The 5570-nt window shown below is 67.7% G+C and carries 7 protein-coding genes; all 7 read right to left on the reverse strand.

What is annotated here, in order from left to right:
* Positions 1 to 427, reverse strand: a 427-nt coding sequence (locus ACIQ3R_RS14695) for an SRPBCC domain-containing protein (protein ID WP_397419607.1), incomplete at its 3' end; no start/stop codon positions are given.
* A complete protein-coding gene (locus ACIQ3R_RS14700; RefSeq protein WP_397419608.1) occupies positions 424 to 762 on the reverse strand; it encodes an ArsR/SmtB family transcription factor in 339 nt (112 codons plus the stop codon). The genes ACIQ3R_RS14700 and ACIQ3R_RS14695, both read right to left, overlap by 4 nt.
* A gap of 52 nt (positions 763 to 814) precedes the next feature.
* A complete protein-coding gene (locus ACIQ3R_RS14705) occupies positions 815 to 1207 on the reverse strand; it encodes a VOC family protein (RefSeq protein ID WP_397419609.1) in 393 nt (130 codons plus the stop codon).
* 67 nt (positions 1208 to 1274) lie between these two features.
* Complete coding sequence (locus tag ACIQ3R_RS14710) at positions 1275 to 1820, reverse strand: NUDIX hydrolase (RefSeq protein WP_397419610.1); 546 nt, start codon at positions 1818 to 1820, stop codon at positions 1275 to 1277.
* A gap of 50 nt (positions 1821 to 1870) precedes the next feature.
* The gene (locus ACIQ3R_RS14715; RefSeq protein WP_397419611.1) at positions 1871 to 3082 is read right to left on the reverse strand and encodes an ectonucleotide pyrophosphatase/phosphodiesterase; all 1212 of its coding nucleotides are present in this window, start codon (positions 3080 to 3082) and stop codon (positions 1871 to 1873) included.
* A 277-nt stretch (positions 3083 to 3359) separates the two neighbouring features.
* A complete protein-coding gene (locus ACIQ3R_RS14720; RefSeq protein ID WP_397419612.1) occupies positions 3360 to 4526 on the reverse strand; it encodes an isovaleryl-CoA dehydrogenase in 1167 nt (388 codons plus the stop codon).
* A 28-nt stretch (positions 4527 to 4554) separates the two neighbouring features.
* Positions 4555 to 5570, reverse strand: a 1016-nt coding sequence (locus ACIQ3R_RS14725; protein WP_397419613.1) for a lysozyme, incomplete at its 5' end; no start/stop codon positions are given.

A 5570-nucleotide genomic window follows, 5' to 3' on the forward strand; every position in this document is an offset into this window, starting at 1 on the left:
ACCACTCTCCCAGCTTCGACAGCAGCAGCCCGTCGGGAAATCCATGCCGCGCCGCGTTCCCCTCCGGCACGGCGTGGAACCCGCGATGCTCGACGCTCACCCGGGTCTCATCCCCCACAGCCTCGAATCGAACCTCCGCCTCAGTAGAGAGTCCCGGCGGAAAGTTCGCCTGGCGCCAGGACACCACCAGCCGTTCCGGCGGCGTCCACATCTTCACGCGACCGATCTCGAAGATCTTGCCGTTGGCCAGCGTCTCGGTCAGCCGCCCGCCGTCGCATGGCTCCAGCGTGAGGCGGCCCGGCGCGCGGGGCGTGGTCTGGAACAACGGATCGGCCACCCACCAGTCGCCGATCTCGCGGGTGAACACCTCGAACGCCCGCTCGGGGGTCGCTTTCACCCGCAGGGCCACATAGACGCGGGAGGTCACGCGTCCCGCTCGACCTGCGCCTTGAACGCCGCCAGTTGCGTCGTCCACAGCCGCTCGCTGGCCTCCAGCCACAGCTTGAGTTCCGCAATCGGCCCGGCTCTGAGCTCATAGATTCTCACGCGGGCGTCGAACTCGGAGTGACTTTCCCGGACCAACCCCGCCTCGCGCAGCGTCCTCAAATGTCGACTCATGCTCGGCGGCGACAGATTCAGCGCCCTTGCCAGTTCCCCGGCCGCTCTGGGCCCTTCCGTCAGCAGTTCGACCGCCCGGCGCCGCGCCGGATCAGCCAGCGCCGCCAGCGTACGATCCAGCACCGCCGCGCCGCTCACACCCATCCCGTGATCCTGAGACCCGAAGCCGCCGCAGCTTCTTCCCGCGTCACCGCCTTCACCGTCTGGCCGAAGTCCAGATATGGCCTTCAGGGTCCCGTGCCCGATAGGTGCGGTCGCCATAGAACTGGTCCTCTGGCGCCTGGATGATCTCCAACCCCGCCGCCCGCGCCCGCCCGCAATGCGCGTCGATGTCGTCCTCAATGTGGATGTGGACGGTCTGCGTCGTCTTGCCTTCTAGCGACGCCGGGCTCTTGGTGGCCTCATCCCACTCCCGGCCGATCATGATCATCGCCTCGCCCCAGGCCATCTCCGAGTGCGCGAGGTTTCCGTCTGCATCCTCGATCAGCATCACCAGCTCGAACCCGAACGCCGCCTCCAGCAAGGCCAGCGCCGCCTTGGGGTCGCGATAGCAGAGCGCGGAGATCAGGGTGGGGCGGCGGCCGGCCATGCGTGTTGTCCTCTATGCGCGGGACCAAGTAATTCCCCAGAACCTCAATATTTGTCAATTGTTGAAATTAATTCCGCGCTGCTCGCAGCAACGCCGCACTCCACTCCGGCAGCTCTCGCAACGCCCGCGCAACCGCCACCAGGCTCGATCCGACCTCGCTCTGGGTCATGTCCCGGGCGAAACGGTGAAACGACAGTCCCTCGGCCACCAGGATGGGGTTGATAAATCCGGCGGCCGGAAACCCCGGCGGCGGCTTGTTCACATGCCGGACGTGCTCAAACCCCAGCGGCCTGAGCGCGCCAAGTCGCCAGCCGCACTCCTCCAGCACCTCCCGCCGCACCGCATCCTCGACGGTCTCGCCGGACTCCAGCCGCCCGCCTGGTGCGATATGGCGATAGCCGTCGCCCTCCCGAACAACCACCACCGCCCGGCGCCGAAACACCACCGCCCGCGCCGACCTGACCAGAGCGGCCGGCAGCGCTCGATCTGATATGTATGTCCGCGCCACCACCGGCGCATGGATGTAGTTCCCCGTCCGCTCGGCGATAGGCGTCAGGTCGGCGAGTGACGCGGCAAAGGTTTCGGCGAGATCATTCAGGCGCGACGGTGGCATCGCCAGAGTTTGGCAAGGCTGGCGGGAACGTTCAACGAGACCCCATCGGTTCACCGAACGAGGCCAGCCTCCAGTTCCGACAGACGCCCTTCGTTCGGCTCCGGTCGCACGCCCAGCAGCTGCGCCAGCAGCGGATAGACGCTGACGAGATCCAGGCGCTCCAACGTCACGCCGGGCCGGAAAGCCGGTCCGTGTCCGACGAAGATCGCTGACATCTCAGGATGGTCCGGGTCAAAGCCGTGCGCACCCAATTCGATCCGGGACGGCCGGAACGCCCGGGTCGTCAGACGCCAGCCCGACTGCGGCATGCAGATGAACGGCGCGATCCTCGGATGTCGACCATAGCGCAATCGCGCAGGTATCTGGTCCTTTCGCCAGCACTGAACACGCTCATGCGGCTTCAGCAGCGCGGCTTCGACCTCAGCTTCCCTGCCCGGCGCGGGCTGCAGCGTGACGAACGCGCCCCCCGAGATCAGGCGATAGGCGTCGGACGCCAGTAGATCGTCGAGAAACACCTGTCGGTCCGAGGACATGGCCGCCATCCCGTGGTCCGACACCACCACGAGGTTCGCGCGCAGGTTTCGGACCGCAAGTCCGGCGACCAGCCCGCCCAGCGCCGCATCGACCCGCGCGGCCGCGATGTTCACCTCGGCGCTGTCCGGACCGTGGTCGTGGCCGGCGGTGTCGACATCGTCGAAGTAGAGCGTGATGAAGCTGGGTCGCTGCGCGGGCGGCAGGTCCAGCCAGGCCAGCACCTGATCCACCCGGGCCGCGGGCGTCACGGATTGATCGAACGGCCGCCAGTAGCGGGGACGCACGCCCTTGATCTCGGCCTCCGAGCCTGGCCAGAACATGGTGCCCGTAGCGATCCCGGCGCGCTCGGCAGTCACCCAGATCGGCGCGGCGCCGTCCCACCACCGCCCGTCCCGAACCGCTGCAGCGTTTGACATGCGGAAGGTCACGCCAGGAAGGGCCGGATCTTCCATCGTGTTGTCGACCACGCCGTGCCGATCCGGTGAAACGCCGGTGACTAGGCTGTAGTGACTGGGGAAGGTCTTGGTCGGGAAGACCGGCCGCAGCGCGGCGCGCACGCCGGTCGCCGCAAGTCCGGAAAGCACCGGCGTAACTCCGCGATCCAGATAGTCGGGGCGAAACCCGTCGATAGACACCAGGATCGTCAGGGGCCGCTCCGGCGCAGGCGGCACTGTGGCGCAGGCCCCAAGCAGCAGCAGGACACAGCAAAGAGCGAACCGTGCAATCATGAGGAACTCTAGCCGCCGATTGTGACAGCGGTCGAAACCTCCTGACAGTCCGGACGTTGGATGCTCTCTATTTGTTCTACTGGCCGGCTTTGCGGGGGACCGGGCTGAAGGCCGAGATCTCGTCCCGGCCCTAGACCGAGCGTTCCATCATCGAACCCGCTGCCGACGCGGACCGCCGGAGCTGCGCCTTAGCCCCCTCACCGGCTTGGCCGAAGCTTTCCAACCCGCGTTGGAGCGCCACGTTCCGCAAGCTACGTGTACTCTGCAGCTTGCCCAACTACGCTCCGATCAGCTCCCGACCGATCAGGAAGCGGCGGATCTCGTTGGTCCCCGCGCCGATGTCGTAGAGCTTGGCGTCGCGCAGCAGGCGCTCGACGGGATAGTCCTTGGTGTAGCCGGCGCCGCCCAGCGCCTGGATCGCCTCCAGTGAGACCTTCACCGCCGCCTCCGAGGCCATCAGGATCGCGCCCGCCGCATCAAACCGCGTCGTCAGTCCTGCGTCGCACGCCCGCGCCACGGCGTAGACATAGGCCCGGGCCGAATTCAGCGCCACGTACATGTCCGCGACCTTGCCCTGCATCAGCTGGAAGCCGCCGATCGCCTGGCCGAACTGCTTGCGCTCGCGCACATAGGGCAGCACCACATCCAGCGCCGCCTGCATGATCCCCAGCGGTCCGCCCGCCAGAACCGCGCGCTCATAGTCGAGCCCGCTCATGAGCACGCCGACCCCGCCGTTCTCCGGGCCCATCACGTTCTCTTCCGGGACCTCGCAGTCCTCGAACACCAGTTCGCCGGTGTCCGACCCGCGCATTCCCAGCTTGTCGAGCTTCTGCGAGACGCGGAACCCCTTGAAATTCTTCTCGATCAGGAAGGCGGTGATGCCTCTCGAGGAGGCTTCCGGCTCGGTCTTGGCGTAGACCACCAGGGTGTCCGCGTGTGGCGCGTTGGTGATCCAGAACTTTGTCCCGTTGAGTACAAAGCGGTCACCGCGCCGCTCGGCCCTCAGCCGCATCGAGACCACGTCCGACCCGGCGCCCGCCTCGCTCATGGCCAGTGCGCCCACATGCTCGCCGCTGATGAGCTTCGGCAGATAGCGCCGCTTCTGGTCTTCGGTGCCCCAGCGGCGCAACTGATTCACGCAGAGGTTGGAGTGCGCGCCGTAGGAGAGCCCCACCGAGGCCGAGGCGCGGGAGACTTCCTCCATCGCCACCACGTGCTCGAGATATCCCAGCCCGAGGCCGCCATCGGCCTCGTCCACCGTGACGCCGTGCAGGCCCAGTTCGCCCATCTTGGGCCAGAGTTCGCGGGGGAAGGCGTTGTCGCGGTCGATCTCGGCGGCCAGCGGCGCGATCTCGGCGGCGGCGAAGCGCGCGGTCGTCTCGCGGATCATGTCGGCGGCCTCGCCGAGGCCGAAATCGAGGGCGGGTCCGTGGTTCGGGATCATAGGCGGCGAGATATCACGCTCTTTGGCGTCAGTCCCGCTCGGCCGCCCGCCCCAGCCGCTGCAACAGGCGATAGACCGCCACGCTCAGGAACAGCGCGCCCGCCAGGCCCGCCGTCCCGGCGACCAGTCCGGGCGTCGAGGCGTTCAGCAGCCAGAACAGGGCGAACCCGAAGAAGACGAGGCCGAGCAGCGCCAGCGCGATATCCAGCGCCAGCGAGCCTTCCTTCCGCCGTGCAGCGGGTTTGCGGCGGGCAGGAATGAAGTCAACGGAACCCACCTCCAGATTCACGTTGGGAGCCTGGGGGATGTCCAGGGTCGAGGGCTCCTCCTGGGCGGGGCCGCGCCGGGGCGGTTCGGGGTCGGGCAGCGGCGCAAACGCCGGAGGCGTCGCAGGCTCTTGTTCGGGAAACAGGGTTTGCAGCTTTGCGGCGGTCGCCTCGGCCTTGGCGGCAAGCGCCGGCGCTGGCGGGCCATCCAGCACCGCGCGTTTCAGCGCCACCCGGCCGGCATCTTCGATCTCGGTCAAGGTCGTGGGCCGCACCGAGAGCACGACATCGGCCGCGCCATCGTCGCGCCGGGGCCGCACCATGGGCGAGGGCGCGGCGGTCCAGGCATCACCTTCGGGCGTCAGGAAGAGCGCCGCCTCCGCCGCCCGGCGGCGCACCAGAGCGTCGACGACAATCACCTCGCCCTCGAACTCGGCCTTGCGCCACAGCATCATCTCGCAGGCGGCGGAGAGTGTTTCGCCCGCATTGATCCGCTTCAGCACACGGCTTTGACGGAAAGCGTCGGTCCCAATGTTGAAGGCGAATGAGACCAGAGCGTCGAACTGGTTGCGGCTCAACGGCGCCAGCAGCGCCTCATTCACCGCATGCTGCACCCCTATCAGGTCGTAAACCAGCAGCGCCTCGGCGTCTGCGGGCGACACCTGAGCCCCCTCGCGGGCGGTCAACGTATGGCCATGGCCGATCGTCCAGCGCCCGTCGGGGAGCTGGGCGGCTTGCCGGCGATAGCCCTCGAACTGCTTGATCAGCTCGATGGCCG

This window comes from Phenylobacterium sp., from assembly GCF_044371015.1.
Lineage (GTDB): Bacteria > Pseudomonadota > Alphaproteobacteria > Caulobacterales > Caulobacteraceae > Phenylobacterium.